Source organism: Mycobacterium sp. JS623 (assembly GCF_000328565.1).
Classification (GTDB): domain Bacteria; phylum Actinomycetota; class Actinomycetes; order Mycobacteriales; family Mycobacteriaceae; genus Mycobacterium.
Window position 1 is genome coordinate 551,813 of the sequence record NC_019966.1, and the last position, 14,959, is coordinate 566,771.

General features: G+C 65.2%; 16 protein-coding genes. 8 read left to right on the forward strand and 8 right to left on the reverse strand.

Translation table 11 applies throughout. From position 1 onward, the window contains the following. Positions 1–34: 34 nt before the first annotated feature. The 4 genes from MYCSM_RS02490 to MYCSM_RS02505 all read right to left on the reverse strand — a co-directional run bounded on the left by MYCSM_RS02490 (position 35) and on the right by MYCSM_RS02505 (position 4,991). Positions 35–2,437 (reverse strand): xanthine dehydrogenase family protein molybdopterin-binding subunit, encoded by a 2,403-nt coding sequence (locus tag MYCSM_RS02490; RefSeq protein WP_015304551.1) that lies wholly within the window; start codon positions 2,435–2,437, stop codon positions 35–37. Continuing rightward, complete coding sequence (locus MYCSM_RS02495; protein ID WP_015304552.1) at positions 2,434–2,940, reverse strand: (2Fe-2S)-binding protein; 507 nt, start codon at positions 2,938–2,940, stop codon at positions 2,434–2,436. The genes MYCSM_RS02490 and MYCSM_RS02495 overlap by 4 nt, the downstream gene beginning before the upstream one ends. Before the next feature lie 70 nt (positions 2,941–3,010). Next, complete coding sequence (locus MYCSM_RS02500) at positions 3,011–4,102, reverse strand: vWA domain-containing protein (protein WP_015304553.1); 1,092 nt, start codon at positions 4,100–4,102, stop codon at positions 3,011–3,013. A gap of 1 nt (position 4,103) precedes the next feature. Further along, on the reverse strand, positions 4,104–4,991 hold the full coding sequence (locus MYCSM_RS02505; protein ID WP_041313031.1) for an AAA family ATPase: 888 nt from the start codon (positions 4,989–4,991) through the stop codon (positions 4,104–4,106). Between the two features lie 102 nt (positions 4,992–5,093). Here MYCSM_RS02505 and MYCSM_RS02510 point away from each other — a divergent pair, with 102 nt between their 5' ends. The 5 genes from MYCSM_RS02510 (at position 5,094) to MYCSM_RS02530 (ending at position 8,140) form a co-directional block, all read left to right on the forward strand. Further along, positions 5,094–5,372, forward strand: coding sequence for a putative holin (locus MYCSM_RS02510; RefSeq protein WP_041313033.1), 279 nt, complete (start codon positions 5,094–5,096; stop codon positions 5,370–5,372). Beyond that, positions 5,365–5,883, forward strand: coding sequence for a hypothetical protein (locus tag MYCSM_RS02515; RefSeq protein ID WP_015304556.1), 519 nt, complete (start codon positions 5,365–5,367; stop codon positions 5,881–5,883). Before MYCSM_RS02510 ends, MYCSM_RS02515 begins: the two co-directional genes overlap by 8 nt. Before the next feature lie 10 nt (positions 5,884–5,893). After that, a complete protein-coding gene (gene lpdA, locus MYCSM_RS02520; protein WP_015304557.1) occupies positions 5,894–7,288 on the forward strand; it encodes a dihydrolipoyl dehydrogenase in 1,395 nt (464 codons plus the stop codon). A gap of 2 nt (positions 7,289–7,290) precedes the next feature. After that, positions 7,291–7,581: a hypothetical protein gene (locus MYCSM_RS02525; protein ID WP_015304558.1), complete on the forward strand. Its 291-nt coding sequence runs from the start codon at positions 7,291–7,293 to the stop codon at positions 7,579–7,581. A gap of 208 nt (positions 7,582–7,789) precedes the next feature. Beyond that, positions 7,790–8,140: a hypothetical protein gene (locus tag MYCSM_RS02530; protein WP_015304559.1), complete on the forward strand. Its 351-nt coding sequence runs from the start codon at positions 7,790–7,792 to the stop codon at positions 8,138–8,140. A 33-nt stretch (positions 8,141–8,173) separates the two neighbouring features. Here the strand turns inward: MYCSM_RS02530 and MYCSM_RS02535 are convergent, their stop codons facing one another. The 3 genes from MYCSM_RS02535 to ramB all read right to left on the reverse strand — a co-directional run bounded on the left by MYCSM_RS02535 (position 8,174) and on the right by ramB (position 10,551). Next, on the reverse strand, positions 8,174–8,473 hold the full coding sequence (locus MYCSM_RS02535) for a DUF4193 domain-containing protein (RefSeq protein WP_015304560.1): 300 nt from the start codon (positions 8,471–8,473) through the stop codon (positions 8,174–8,176). Positions 8,474–8,545: 72 nt separating this feature from the next. Further along, positions 8,546–9,127, reverse strand: coding sequence for a carboxymuconolactone decarboxylase family protein (locus MYCSM_RS02540; RefSeq protein WP_015304561.1), 582 nt, complete (start codon positions 9,125–9,127; stop codon positions 8,546–8,548). Further along, on the reverse strand, positions 9,124–10,551 hold the full coding sequence (gene ramB, locus MYCSM_RS02545) for an acetate metabolism transcriptional regulator RamB (protein ID WP_015304562.1): 1,428 nt from the start codon (positions 10,549–10,551) through the stop codon (positions 9,124–9,126). The genes MYCSM_RS02540 and ramB overlap by 4 nt, the downstream gene beginning before the upstream one ends. 106 nt (positions 10,552–10,657) lie before the next feature. Between ramB and MYCSM_RS02550 the strand changes: the two genes are divergently transcribed. The 3 genes from MYCSM_RS02550 (at position 10,658) to MYCSM_RS02560 (ending at position 14,075) form a co-directional block, all read left to right on the forward strand. Beyond that, complete coding sequence (locus MYCSM_RS02550; RefSeq protein ID WP_015304563.1) at positions 10,658–11,476, forward strand: acyl-[acyl-carrier-protein] thioesterase; 819 nt, start codon at positions 10,658–10,660, stop codon at positions 11,474–11,476. 263 nt (positions 11,477–11,739) lie between these two features. Further along, positions 11,740–13,026 carry an isocitrate lyase gene (gene aceA / locus MYCSM_RS02555; RefSeq protein ID WP_015304564.1) on the forward strand — a complete coding sequence of 429 codons (1,287 nt, stop codon included), beginning with the start codon at positions 11,740–11,742 and terminating at the stop codon, positions 13,024–13,026. A 188-nt stretch (positions 13,027–13,214) separates the two neighbouring features. Next, entirely contained in the window at positions 13,215–14,075 is an 861-nt protein-coding gene (locus tag MYCSM_RS02560) for a 3-hydroxybutyryl-CoA dehydrogenase (RefSeq protein WP_015304565.1), read from the forward strand. On the opposite strand, the gene MYCSM_RS02565 is transcribed toward MYCSM_RS02560, so the two are convergent. Continuing rightward, positions 14,063–14,908 carry an endonuclease domain-containing protein gene (locus MYCSM_RS02565; protein WP_015304566.1) on the reverse strand — a complete coding sequence of 282 codons (846 nt, stop codon included), beginning with the start codon at positions 14,906–14,908 and terminating at the stop codon, positions 14,063–14,065. The two genes, MYCSM_RS02560 and MYCSM_RS02565, sit on opposite strands and share 13 nt — an antisense overlap. Positions 14,909–14,959 lie beyond the last annotated feature (51 nt).

Here is a 14,959-nt window from a genome sequence, read left to right on the forward strand (position 1 = left end):
TGGTCAGATGTCGCCGGCCTTCCGGCTCCGTGGATCATGTCGCCGGCCTTCCGGCTCCCTGGTCAGATGTCGCCGGCCTTCCGGCTCCGTGGATCGCTCGCCACACTCTCATTGGGCTGCACGGCATTTCGATGTCACTGACCCCGAGATGGCGCACCGCGTCAACCACCGCGTTGACCACCGCGGGGGTGGACGCGATCGTGCCCGCTTCGCCGACACCCTTGACGCCGAGCGGATTCGTAGTCGCAGGCGTTTCGGTGCGTCCGGTGACGAACTTCGGCAGATCCACCGCTGAGGGCACCAGGTACTCCGAGAACGACGCGTTGATCAGCGTGCCCGACTCGTCGTGCACCGCCTCTTCATAGAGCGCCTGCGCGATGCCCTGCGCGAGACCGCCGTGCACCTGCCCATCGACGATCAACGGATTGACCACGTGGCCGATGTCGTCGACGCAGACATAGGAACGGATCTGCACCTGGCCGGTTTCGGTGTCGACTTCGGTCGCGCACAGGTGCGTGCCATGCGGGAACGAGAAGTTTTCGGGGTCGTAGGTGGCCTCGGAATCCAGGTTCGGTTCCAGACCGTCGGGCAGATCATGTGCGGCAAAGACCGCGAGGGCGACATCGGCGAGGGTGACCGCCTGCTCTGTACCCGTAACGCGGAAGCGACCCTCGGTGAATTCGAGGTCATCCTCCGCACACTCCATCATGTGGGCCGCGATCGGTTTGGCCTTGGCGATCACCTTTTCCGCGGCCCTGACCACCGCGACCGCGCCGACCGCCAGTGATCGCGACCCATAGGTGTCAAGCCCGCGCGGCGAGCTTTGCGTATCACCGTGGATGACCTCGACGTCCTCGAACGGCACGCCGAGTTGGTCGGCGACGATCTGACTCCACGCCGTCTCGTGACCCTGGCCGTGCGGCGACGAGCCGGTGACCACCTCGACCTTGCCGGTGGGCAGCATCCGGATCGCCGCGTGCTCCCAGCCGCCCGCCCCGTACGACAGCGAACCGAGCACCCGCGACGGCGCCAGGCCGCACATCTCGGTGAACGTCGAGACGCCGATGCCGAGTTGCACCGGGTCTCTGCGCTCCCGGCGCTCGGCTTGTTCGCGCCGTAATGCGGTGTAGTCGAACAACTCTCGGGCCTGCGCGGTGGCGGCCTCGTAGTTGCCGGAGTCGTAGGTCAGTCCCGCGACGGTGTCGAACGGAAACTCGTCGTGAGTTATCCAGTTCTGCGCGCGCAGCTCGAGAGGGTCACGGCCCAGCTCCGCGGCGAGCTCGTCCATCATCCGTTCGATCGCGAAGGTGGCCTCGGGCCGGCCTGCCCCGCGGTAGGCGTCGGTGGGCACCTTGTTGGTGAAGACGTTGGTACAGGTGAAGTGATAGGCACCGAACTTGTAGATGCCGTTGAACATGAACGCGCCGAGGATCGGGATGCCGGAGGTGACCAGGCGTAGGTAGGCGCCCATGTCCGCGAGCAGTTCCACCTTCAGCCCTGTGACGGTGCCGTCGCGGCGCGCCGCGAGCGTCAGCTTCTGGATCTGGTCGCGACCGTGGTGCGCGGCGAGCATCGATTCACTGCGGGACTCGGTGTACTTGACGGGCTTGCCGAGGCGTCGCGCGACGAGCAACGCGATGACTTCCTCCGGCGTCACCTGAAGCTTGCCGCCGAATCCGCCGCCGACATCGGGGGCGATCACGCGCACCTTGTGCTCAGGGATCTCCAGCGTCATCGCCAACATGAGCCGAAGGATGTGGGGTATCTGTGTGGCCGACCACACCGTGAGCTGCGGGCCGGTCGGGTCGACCACCACCGACCGCGGCTCCATGAACGCCGGAATGAGCCGCTGTTGGCGGAAGGTCCGCTGTAGCACCACTTCGCCGTCGCGGATGGCCGCTTCGACGTCGCCGCCCGTGCCTGCCTCGGCCGAGTCGAATGTCCACACCGCGCTGACGTTGGTACCGAGCTCGGGATACACCACCTCCTCGTCCGCGGCCGCGGACGCCAGGTCGAGCACGACGGGCAGGTCGTCGTAGTCGACGTCGATCCCCTCGAGTGCGTCCTGCGCCTCGTAGGCGGTGCGGGCCACGACGACGGCCACCGCTTCGCCCGCGAAGTTCACGGTGTCCACGGCGAGCGACGGCGCGGCTGGGGCCTTCATGTCCTCGGTGATCTGCCACGCGTTCGGCAGGCTGCCCTGCTCGGCCGCGAGGTCGGCGCCGGTGTAGACCGCGACGACGCCGGACATGTTGCGTGCGGCGCTGACGTCGATACCGGTGATGCGCGCATGCGCGAGGGGGCTGCGCAGAATGGCCAGGTGCTGCATGCCAGGCAACACGATGTTGTCGGTCCAGCGGGTCCGGCCGGTGATCAGATGCTCGTCTTCCTTACGAACCCGCGCCTTGCCGATTTCGGGTTCGGCCGTGGCTGTCATCGCACGGCCTCCGCCGAATCAGTCTTGGGTGCAACGGTTTTCGCTTCGAGTCGCTGCGCGGCGTCTTGGACCGCGCTCACGATGTTCTGGTAGCCGGTACAGCGGCACAGGTTGCCTTCCAGTCCGTGCCTTATCGTGTGCTCGTCCGGGTGCGGGTCCTCGGCAAGCAGATCGATGGTCTGCATGATCATGCCGGGGGTGCAGAACCCACACTGCAGCGCGTGGTTGTCGCGGAACGCTTCCTGCACAGGGTGCAGGGTGCCGTCTCGGGACAACCCCTCGATGGTCGTGACGTCGCCGCCGTCGGCCTGCACAGCGAGCACCGAGCAGGACTTGACGCTGTACCCGTTGAGGTGAACGGTGCACGCGCCGCAGTTGCTGGTGTCGCAGCCGATCACGGTCCCGACCTTGCCGAGCCGTTCGCGAAGGTAGTGCACGAGCAGAAGCCTCGGCTCCACGTCGTCGGTATACGTCGTGCCATCGACGGTGACAGAGATGCGCATAGGCCTACTCTGCTCTGGCTGACGCGCCGGAGCGCCCGAAATGACGAAACCGGTTACGCGCCAGCCTGAATCAGGCGGTGCGGATCTCGTCGAGCAACTGTTGCAGCGTCGCTAGGCTGTGCCCGGCCAGCAACCGATCGATGAACGGCAGCGCGGCCGCGATCCCGGACTGCACCGGCAGATAGCCGTCGACGCCCGCGTGCGGGTTGACCCACAGCACCGCGTGGGCTAACCGCCGCAGTGCCGCCATCTGTTCGGCCAGCAGGATCGGATCCCCGCGTTCCCAGCCGTCCGAGAAGACCACCACGACTGCACCGCGGGCGAGGCCGCGTCGGCCCCAGCGGTCGAGGAACGCGCGCATCGTCTCGCCAAGTCGGGTGCCACCGGCCCAGTCGGGCACCGCGCGGCCTGCCGCGGCCAGTGCCAGTTCGGGATCACGCGCCCGCAGCGCCCGCGACAGCCTGGTCATCCGGGTGCCCAACGAAAACACCTCGGTGGCAGGGTTTTTGCGTGCGACGACGTGCGCAAAGCGCAGCAGCGCGTCGGCGTAGGGGCTCATCGAACCGGACACGTCGAGCAGCAGCACAATGCGGCGTGGCCGGGTGGCCTTGCGGTGATGGCGTGGCCGCACCGGTTCGCCACCCGCGGCGAGCATGTGTCGCAGCGTGCGTCGCGGGTCGATGGGCCCCCTGCGGGACGGCCGCATCCGCAATGCAGGCCGAGTCGCTGGGCGTGGCTTCAGCGCAGCAATGAGCTCGGCGAGGTGTGCGCGTTCAGGAGCGGACAGCTCGGCGATGTCGCGGTGCCGCAGGATTTCGGTGTCGGCCGCGGCGACGCGCAGTTGCGGCGCCTGCCCGTCGCTTTCGGCGGCGCCGGTGACCTCCAATGCGGCGATGCGTGGGCGACGCGGTTCCGGCCCGCGCTGTTTTGTGCGGATCGGCACCGTTCCGCCGAACCAGTTCTCGAACACCAGGTCGTAGCGGGGGATGTCGTCGGGACTGCGGCAAAGAGTTGCGCGCCCCGCCCAGTACACCTGCCCCGGGTCGGCGAGATCGACCTCGCGCAGCGCCCTCGTGTAGGTGTCGACGGCGTCGGCCACGATCGGTAGCCCCGCGACGGCGAGCGCGTGCGCGAAACCTGCGACTCCGACCAGCTCCGGCATCTCACCCCGCCAGCAGTCGGTCCAGTCCGGCCCTAGCGACCCGCTCCAGGTCCTCGTGGTACTTGACGACCGCACCGAGCGTCGCCGCGGCGGTCTGCGCATCGAGCACGTCGCGATCGAGTTCGCGCAGGGCCCTTGCCCAGTCAAGCGATTCGGCGACCCCGGGCGGCTTGACCAATTCCATTCCCCGCAAGGTGTGCACTGCCCGCGCCACCTGTTCGGCGAGCGCCTCTGCGATGCCGGGGATGCGGCTGCGAAGGATGGCGATTTCGCGCGCAAGGTCGGGGTGTTCGAGCCAGTGATACAGGCAGCGCCGCTTCAGGGCGTCGTGCACATCACGGGTCCGGTTGGAGGTGAGCACCACCAGCGGTGGCGTAGCGGCACGCACCTCACCGAGTTCAGGGATGGTGACGGCGTTTTCGTCGAGCACCTCGAGCAGGAATGCCTCGAATTCGTCGTCGGCACGGTCGATTTCGTCGACGAGCAGCACGCAGGGCGCTTCGGTCAGCGCTCGCAGTAGCGGACGCGCGAGCAAGAACCGCTCGGTGTACAGCGAGCGTTCGGCCGATTCCGCCTCGAGGTGCCCTGCCGCTTCCAGCGTCCGCAGATGCAGCAGCTGCCGGGGGAAATCCCAGTCGTAGAGCGCCTGCGCGGCGTCGATGCCCTCGTGGCACTGCAGCCGGATAAGCGGCAGGCTCAACGCCTCCGCCAGTGCCGCGGCCAGCGACGTCTTCCCCGTGCCGGGCTCGCCTTCGCAGAACAACGGGCGGCCCATGCGCAACGCCAGGTACGCCGCCGTCGCGACCCCTTCGTCGGCGAGGTAGCCGGTGGCCTCGAGCGCCTGAGCCAACTCCGTCGGCGATGCGGCATTCGGCGTGGAAACGCTCACTCCGCGAGCGTAGGTCAGCGCTTGATCACAGCTGCGCAACTTCGGCCGTGACCTCGCGTGGCGCACAGCGTGGGCCCCATAAGCGACGTTATCGTCGGGAGCGTGATAGCCCTACCGCGCGCGTGGCTGCTGGCCAGCGCAATGCTGCTGGGTGTCGCTGTCGGACAGATCGCCGGAATCGCAGCGACGCTGCAGATCAAGGCCACGATGCGGCCCGACGTCGTGATCGCGCTCGTGATCGCCGTGCCCAGCGTGATCGGCCTGCTGCTGATCCTGTTCTCGGGGCGACGATGGATTACCGCGCTTGGCGCATTCATCCTTGCCATTGCGCCGGGATGGTTCGGCGTGCTCGTCGTGATTCAGGTGGTTCACGGTGTCTAGCTCGACCGAACAAGAAACGCTGCCCGACGAGCCGACACAGCCCTACGCGCCGATCTTCACCGGAGAGTTTCCAGCTTCGCCCGATCCGATGCAGCCGTTGGCGGCCGAACGCGACCCCGTAAACGGCACAGAGACGCAGACGGGACCGTTGCCTCCGGTGGTCCATCCCGAGGTCGTGGCGGGCACCTATCACTACCTCAAGCGGTGGACGTTCGTGCTCGTGGTGGCGGGAGTGTGGATCGCCGGGGCGGCCTGCGGGCTTGCCCTCTACGACTGGTGGTTCGGCTCACTCGACAAGACCCCGCCGGTGTTTGTGGTGCTGCTGTTCGTGATCGGCTGCACGGTCGGTGGCCTGCTCGCGGCGATGGTGGCCGAAAAACCACTGGTGTCGGCGCTGGCGATCGCGTTGATGTCGGCGCCGCTGGCGGCTCTCGGTGCTGCGGCGGTGCTGCACGGCACCTATTTCTGCCAACACGTAAGCCGATGTTTGGTGGGGTTGATTCCCTACTAAGGTTGGCCGGGTGACTCACTATGACGTCGTCGTTCTCGGAGCAGGCCCCGGCGGATACGTCGCGGCCATTCGCGCCGCACAGCTCGGCCTGAACACCGCAGTCGTCGAACCGAAGTATTGGGGTGGGGTATGCCTCAACGTCGGCTGCATCCCGTCCAAGGCGCTGCTGCGCAACGCTGAACTGGCCCACATCTTCACCAGGGAAGCCAAGCAGTTCGGCATCAGCGGCGAGGCGACGTTCGACTACGGGGTGGCGTTCGACCGCAGCCGCAAGGTCGCCGATGGCCGCGTCGCCGGTGTGCACTTCTTGATGAAGAAGAACAAGATCACCGAGATTAACGGCTACGGCACGTTCACCGATCCACACACGTTGTCGGTCAAGCTCAACGAGGGCGGCACCGAGACGGTGACGTTCGACAACATCATCATCGCGACCGGCAGCAGCACGCGGTTGGTGCCGGGCACGTCACTGTCGGACAACGTGGTCACCTACGAAGAACTGATCATGTCGCGCGAGCTGCCCTCCTCGATCGTCATCGCGGGCGCTGGTGCGATCGGCATGGAGTTCGGTTACGTGCTGAAGAACTACGGCGTCGACGTGACGATCGTCGAGTTCCTGCCGCGCGCGCTGCCCAACGAGGACGCCGAGGTGTCGAAGGAGATCGAGAAGCAGTTCAAGAAGCTCGGCGTCAAGGTGCTGACGGGCACCAAGGTCGAGTCCATCAAGGATTCCGGCTCCGAGGTCGTCGTCACCGTCAGCAAGGACGGCCGCAGCGACGAGATCAAGACCGAGAAGGTGCTGCAGGCCATCGGCTTCGCCCCCAACATCGAGGGCTACGGGTTGGACAAGGCCGGCGTGCAGATCACCGATCGCAAGGCCATCGGCATCGACGACTACATGCGCACCAACGTGGGCCACATCTACGCCATCGGCGATGTCACCGGGCTGCTGCAGCTCGCGCACGTGGCCGAGGCCCAAGGTGTGGTGGCGGCCGAAACCATCGGCGGCGCAGAGACTTTGCCACTCGGTGACTACCGGATGCTGCCGCGCGCCACGTTCTGCCAACCGCAGGTGGCCAGCTTCGGGCTGACCGAGGAGCAGGCCCGCGCCGATGGCTACGACGTGAAGGTGGCCAAGTTCCCGTTTACCGCGAACGCCAAGGCGCACGGTGTTGGCGACCCGAGCGGTTTTGTGAAGCTGATCGCCGATGGTAAGTACGGCGAGCTGATCGGCGGGCACCTGATCGGACACGACGTGTCCGAGCTGCTGCCCGAGCTGACGCTGGCGCAGAAGTGGGACCTGACTGCCACCGAGCTGGCCCGCAACGTGCACACCCATCCGACGATGTCCGAGGCGCTGCAGGAGTGCTTCCACGGGCTCATCGGCCACATGATCAATTTCTGAACGTGGTTCAGACGGTCAGCCCAGCGAGAGCGATCTGGGTCGCCGGCATCGGCGGATTGGTGGTCGGCCACATCTTGTGGCTGGCCGGCATTTCCGTTGCGATCGCGACGCAATCGGTCAGCACCTGGGTGCTGGTCGTCGCCGCGGTGTCGTTCGTCGCCGGCGCCGTCGCCGCGTGTCTCGGCTGGCGGTCTTACAAACGAAAGTCCGAGATCTGGGCGGCGTTTCTGTGTGCGCTACCGGTGGCCCCGGTGTTGCTGTCGCTGACCGTGCTCGGGGTTACCTACCTATAGTCGGGCACATCTCGATGCGAGCCCCTTCGAAGATCTTCCAAGACAAGGGTTCTCGCGCGGCTCGGAGATTGTCGGTGAGCGGTTGCAGGCCGGCTTCTTTACGGCTGACTCCGACGACGCGGCGCGTCAGCTTTTCCGGATAAGTCGCCCGCGGGTCCTGATGCCACTACGCTGACCGGATCAACCGACACAGAAGGACGCAGAACAAATGACTCAACCGCGACACGCGAAACTGATCAGCGCAGCGATCAACACCTCGTTTGTCGGTGCTGTCTTGGCAGGGTGCGCACTGGGGCTGGCTGCCAGCGCAGGCGCCGACGACAACTGCGATCCCTTCATGCTGTCCATGACGCCGCAGCCAGTTCTGTCCTGCCAGGCCCCTGACGTCGCGCCGCCGCCCGACGCGCCTGCGCCAATGGACGCGCCTGCGCCGATTGACGCGCCGCCGGCATTTGACTCAGCGCCTGCGCCCGTCATTCCTTCCGCACCCGACGGAGAGGCGTTCGGCGCACCGCCTGCGCCTGAGCCGCTGTGGCCGCAGACCCCGTCGGGCCTTTAGCGCCGGGCGTCCATTCGCTGTGCGACCTCAAGATCACACGCACTCGGTGCAGATCTGCTGACCGTCCTTGCGTAGCGCCAACCGGCTGGAGTGTTGCACCAGGAAGCAGCTGGAGCAGACGAACTCATCGGCCTGCTTTGGGACAACGCGAACACTGAGTTCCTCACCTGTGAGGTCGGCGTCGGGCAGATCAAACGAATCGACCGCGTCGCCGTCGTCGACGTCGATGACCGCTGTCGACGCGTCGTTCTTGCGTCGGCTGGTCAACACCTCCAGCGACTCGTCGGCGTCGGATTCAGTAGTGACGCGGGGAGCGTCGTAATCAGTGGCCATGCGACAAGCCCCTTCCTGATCAAGTCTTCTGTAAACCGCCAAACGCAGCCAGGAAGCGGATTGTTCCCCAACTCAGTCGGGAAAGTCGAGCGGAATTTTCAACGTGGCCATTGTGGCCGCCAGCGCGTCGTATTGCCCTGCCAGGGTGCAGAATTCGATCAGTTGCGGGCGGCTCAGGATGCTCGACAGCGCAGCCCAGGTCTCCGGCGACATCGAGCGGGTGATGACGAACTCGTCGGTCGCGGTGATCAGCACGCGCTCCCGTTCACTGAGGCCCTCGGCGTCGGGGCCCTCGAAGATCCTGGCTTGCAGCTCGCTGCCGACGCCGCGGCTTTTGGCCAGTCGGCGATGCTGCTGCAGCTCGTACTCGCAGTCGCGCAGGTGGCCCACCCGAAGGATCACAAGTTCAGTGTCCTTGCGGGACAGCTTGCCGGCGTACAGCAGGTAACCCGAGAACGGCAGCCACGCTAGAAACAGCAGCCTGTGCTGGCCGAGCACGTTGAACAGATGGAACTTCGGTGCGCGGATGCCGCGGGCGCCGAGCTTGGCGATCGCCCAGTTGACCGGCCCGAGTTCCCTGAAGCCACCCGGCGGGATGCGCGCGGGGTTGATCCCCCCAGTCGCTTCGCTCCTACCTCCTGGGGACGCGCTCATGACTGCTGCACCAGATACGGGGACACCGTGCTGCGATGCTCGTTCAGGTCGAGCGCGCGGCCCAGCGCGGGGAACGCCCGCTGCGGGCAGTTGTCGCGCTCGCAGACCCGGCAGCCGGCGCCGATCGGGGTTGCGTTGTCAGCCGACAAGTCCAGTCCCTCCGAATAGACCAGCCGGTGTGCGTGCCGGAGTTCGCAGCCCAGGCCGATCGCGAACGTCTTACCTGGCTGACCATAGCGCGAGGCACGGCGCTCCACCGTGCGCGCCACCCACATGTAGCTGCGCCCGTCGGGCATCTGCGCGATCTGCACCAGGATCTTGCCGGGATTGGCGAATGTCTCGTAGACGTTCCACAGCGGACACGTGCCGCCCGAGGAGGAGAAGTGAAACCCGGTGGCGGACTGGCGTTTCGACATGTTGCCAGCGCGGTCGACGCGAATGAACGACAGCGGTACCCCGCGCATCGAGGGGCGCTGGAGCGTGGACAGCCGGTGCGCGATGGTCTCGTAGGACACGGAGTAGAAGGCCGAGAGCCGTTCGATGTCGTAGCGGAAGTTCTCCGCAACGTCGTGGAATTGGCCGTAAGGCAGCACCGTCGCCGCGGCGAAATAGTTGGCCAACCCGAGCCGGGCCAGCGTCGTCGACTCCTCGCTGGTGAACTTGCCCTCTTCCACCAACTTGTCGATCAGGTCGCCGAACTCCAGGTAGGCCAGCTCGGCTGCCATCTTGAATACCGTCTGCCCCGACGACAGGTGGCCGCTGATCTCCAGGGTCTTGGTCGCCGGGTCGAAACGGTGCAGCACCGTGTCGCCGAGGTCGATGCGGCGGATGATGTGCACCCCGTGCACTCTGGTCAGCCGGTCGGCGAGTTCGCGGGCGAGCTCGGCGCGGTGCATCCGCATCCGGATCGTGAGGTCCTCGGCCGCGGTGTCGAGCTCGTGCAGATAATTCTGTCGTTGATAGAAGTAGTCGCGGACTTCCTCGTGCGGCATCGTGATCGCGCCAGATCCTGAGCTGGAGCCGCTGCCGTCGGAGTATCGGTCCTCGGTTGCGGCGGCCAGCTGCGTGGTGGTCAGCCGGTAGCGGCGGTGCAGGTTCACCATCGCGCGGGCCAACGCCGGATGTGAGCCGACCATGTCGGCGACCTCCGCGAGATCGACGTCGATGTCGAGGTCGCGGTCCATGGTGACCTCGCGCAGTTCCGCGACGAGACGGGTGTCGTCCTGCGAGGCGAAGAACGTCGCATCGACACCGAACACCTCGGTGATGCGCAGCAGTACCGCCACCGTCAGCGGGCGGACGTCGTGCTCGATCTGGTTGAGGTAGCTCGGCGAAATGTCCAGCATCTGCGCGAGTGCGGCCTGGCTGAACCCGCGTTCGCTGCGCAGTTGTCGCACCCGCGACCCGACAAACGTTTTCGCCACGTCAATCACCCTAACAACGCTGCGAAGACTTGCTTCGCATTGTTGGCAGATTGGCGGCTATGGCAGGATCGGGGCCGATTGAAGAGTGAGCAGGGGAGAACCAGACATGGCGGAAATCGCAGGTAGCACCGGTTTGGCGAAGGTGATGATGCCTGTGCCCGATCCGCACCCGGATGTGTTCGATCGGCAGTGGCCGCTGCGGGTGGCCGACATCGATCGCGAGGGCAGGCTGCGGTTCGACGCCGCCACCCGTCACATCCAGGACATTGGCTCGGATCAGTTGCGAGAAATGGGCTTTGAGGAGACCCATCCGCTGTGGATCGTGCGCCGCACGATGATCGACATGATCAGGCCGATCGAGTTCCAGGACATGCTGCGGATGCGGCGCTGGTGTTCGGGCACCTCCAACCGGTGGTGCGAAATGCGGGTGCGCATCGACGGCAAGCGCAGTGGAGGCCTCATTGAATCAGAGGCGTTCTGGATCAACATCAACCGTGAGACCCAGGGTCCGGCGCGCATTTCCGACGACTTCATCGAAGGCCTACAGCGCACCACCACGGTGGATCGACTCCGGTGGAAGCCTTACCTGAAGGCCGGCAGTCGCGAGGACGCCGCGCAGATCCGCGAGTACCCGGTTCGCGTCAGCGATATCGACATCTTCGACCACATGAACAACTCCGTGTACTGGAGCGTCATCGAGGACTACCTCTTCAATACGCCGGAGCTTCTGCACAAGCCGATCCGGGTGACCATCGAGCACGATGCCGCGGTCGCGCTCGGCGAGAAGTTGGAGATCATTTCGCACGTGCATCCCCCCGGATCGACCGAGCGGTTCGGCGCGGAACTCGCGGATCGCACTGTTAGAACGCTCACATACGCGGTCGGCGACGAGACAAAAGCAGTCGCTGCAATATTTGAGCTCTGAGCACATTCCGTTAACAGTACGAGCGTACTGACCAGCGAAGATTGCGTTACCGGCCAGTAGCTACTGAACCGGTTAAGCAAGGGCCCGCATTCGCAAAATTAGCAAGCTAATGCCTCGTATTGGCGAAAGTTGGCAAGTGAAACGGCTGGACCTGCGGGTATGGCTTGGTGCATCCTCGACTTAGCACTCAAGTGAACGGGCTGGACCGTTAGCAAGCATGTGGCGTGAAACGGATCCAGCGACTTGCAACAAAAGGAGCACCAATGTCGACCGTTGGCCAGCCAAAGTCCGCCGAAGAGATCCAGAAGGACTGGGACACCAATCCGCGGTGGAAGGGCATCACCCGCACCTACACCCCCGCCGATGTGGTGGCCCTCCAGGGTTCCGTCGTCGAGGAGGCCACCCTGGCTCGCCGCGGCGCCGAGGTGCTGTGGAACCAGCTGCACGACATGGAGTTCGTCAACTCGCTCGGCGCGCTGACCGGCAACATGGCCGTTCAGCAGGTCCGTGCCGGCCTGAAGGCCATCTATCTGTCGGGTTGGCAGGTCGCCGGTGACGCGAACCTGTCCGGCCACACCTACCCGGACCAGAGCCTCTACCCGGCCAACTCGGTGCCGCAGGTGGTCCGCCGCATCAACAATGCGCTGATGCGCGCCGACCAGATTGCGAAGGTCGAGGGCGACACCTCCGTCGAGAACTGGCTGGCCCCGATCGTCGCCGACGGTGAGGCCGGCTTCGGCGGTGCGCTCAACGTCTACGAGCTGCAGAAGGCCATGATCGCTGCAGGCGTCGCGGGGTCGCACTGGGAGGATCAGCTGGCGTCGGAGAAGAAGTGCGGTCACCTCGGTGGCAAGGTGCTGATCCCGACCCAGCAGCACATCCGCACGCTGACCTCGGCCCGCCTCGCCGCCGACGTCGCCGACGCGCCGACCCTCGTCATCGCCCGCACCGACGCCGAGGCCGCCACGCTGATCACCTCCGATGTCGACGAGCGCGACCGTCCGTTCATCACCGGTGAGCGCACCGCTGAGGGCTTCTACCGGGTGCGCAACGGCCTCGAGCCGTGCATCGCCCGCGCTAAGGCCTACGCGCCCTACTCCGATCTGATCTGGATGGAGACCGGCACGCCGGACCTCGAGCTGGCCGCGAAGTTCGCCGAGGGCGTCAAGAGCGAATTCCCGGACCAGATGCTGGCCTACAACTGCTCGCCGTCGTTCAACTGGCGCAAGCACCTGGATGACGCGACGATCGCGAAGTTCCAGAAGGAGCTCGGCGCGATGGGCTTCAAGTTCCAGTTCATCACGCTGGCCGGCTTCCACGCCCTGAACTACTCGATGTTCGATCTGGCCTACGGCTACGCCCGCAACCAGATGAGCGCCTACGTCGAGCTGCAGGAGCGCGAATTCGACGCCGAGGAGCGGGGTTACACCGCGACGAAGCACCAGCGCGAGGTCGGCGCAGGCTACTTCGACCGGATCGCCACCACCGTGGACCCGAACTCGTCGACGACCGCGCTGAGCGGTTCGACCGAAGAGGGCCAGTTCCACTGACGATCAAGCGGGCGTAGCCCGCGTTGAGGAAGTGGAACCGAAGGCAGTAGCCACTGACGATCAAGCGGGCGTAGCCCGCGTTGAGGAAGTGGAACCGAAGGCAGTAGCCACCGAGCACTAGAGGTTGACAGCACAGGCCCCGCCCGCCATGTTGGGCGGGGCCTGTTGCTGCGTAAGGGAGTTTCGAAGTGAGCGACGCAATTGAACGAGTAGGCGTCATCGGCGCTGGACAGATGGGTGGCGGCATCGCCGAGGTATCGGCGCGGGCCGGTGTGGACGTGCTGGTGTTCGAGCCCACCGAGGAGCTGACAGCAGCAGGCAAGGCGCGCATCACCAAATCGCTTGAGCGCGGCGTCAGCACGGGCAAGATCACCGAACGCGAACGCGATCAGGCGTTGGCCAAGCTGAAATTCACCACCGAGCTCAAGGATCTCGCGGATCGCCAGCTCGTCATCGAAGCGGTGATCGAGGATGAGACCGTCAAAGGCAAGATCTTCGCCGAGCTCGACGAGATCATCGCCGATCCGGATGCGGTGCTGGCGTCGAACACGTCGAGCATCCCGATCATGAAAATCGCTGCGGCGACAAAGAATCCGGTCCGCGTGCTCGGCTTGCACTTCTTCAACCCAGTGCCGGTGCTGCCGCTCGTCGAGCTGATCAACACGCTCGTCACCTCCGATGCGGCGATCACGCGCACGGAGAAGTTCGCGAGTGATGTGCTTGGTAAGCAGGTGGTGCGCTGCAGCGACCGGTCGGGCTTTGTGGTCAACGCGCTGCTGGTGCCGTACTTGCTGTCGGCTATTCGCATGGTCGAGTCGGGTGTGGCGACCGTCGATGACATCGACAAGGCAATCGTCGCGGGGCTGTCGCATCCGATGGGGCCGCTGCGACTTTCGGATCTCATCGGCCTCGACACCATGAAGCTGATCGCGGACTCGATGTACGAAGAGCTCAAGGATCCGCATTACGCGCCGCCGCCGCTGCTGCTGCGGATGGTGGAAGCGGGGCAGCTCGGTAAGAAGTCGGGCCAAGGCTTCTACAAGTACTGAGCGAGCGCTCGTCGGACACGTGTCAGTATTTCTTGTCGGCGGTAACGCATTTGTCGTGAGCTGACGCGAATAATGATCCAACCTTGTGTGGCAAGGAATTCCAGCCGCTCAATGTCCTCGGCGTAGATGTCGGGGTTCGTCCAATGCTGTTCGCCGTCGTATTCGACGCCGACCTTCCATTCGGGCCAGCCCATATCGACGCGGCGGGGTCGCCCTCTCGGATTTGGCACGAGGATTTGTGTGACAGGTCGTGGAAGTCCGTCGCGCACAAGGAGCAGACGCAATCGAGTTTCCTGGGGGGATTCGGCTCCACCGTCGGCAAGATCCAGCGTCTCGCGGAGCTGGCGAAGGCCACGCGCGCCTGGATATCGGGTGGCAATCCGGTTGACCTCGGCCACGGTGCAACGGGTGGCGTTGAGTAGCGCGTCGATTCGAATTATTGCGGTGTCGCCTTCCACCCGTCGGCCGATGTCGTAGGCCGTTCTGGCGGGTGTGGTGCAGTCGATGCTTTGCCTCAGGCACATCTCGTCGTCTGCGATGAGTCCGCGGTGAATGACGATGCCAGGTGGTGACGGCTGGTTGGAATGCGCGAGTTCCGCCGGCGCGTCATCAGGTAGCCACAGGGTGCCATGTAACGCCGCAGCTGAGTGGCCGACGACAGTCGCAGTTCGGCGAGACCACAGCCACGCTGCTCTGGCTCTGACGACCGCGTCTGGCTTGAGGCCAGCTCGTACATAGACGTTGTAGTGGAGCTTGATGTACTTGGTGCGCAGCATATGACGAGTAACTTGCCCCGACGCAAGTGCTTCACTACCCACGAGGATGTCGTCCACAACACGGTTGGACGACGCAGGCGCTCACCGCGTTCCCGAGCGTCGGGAATA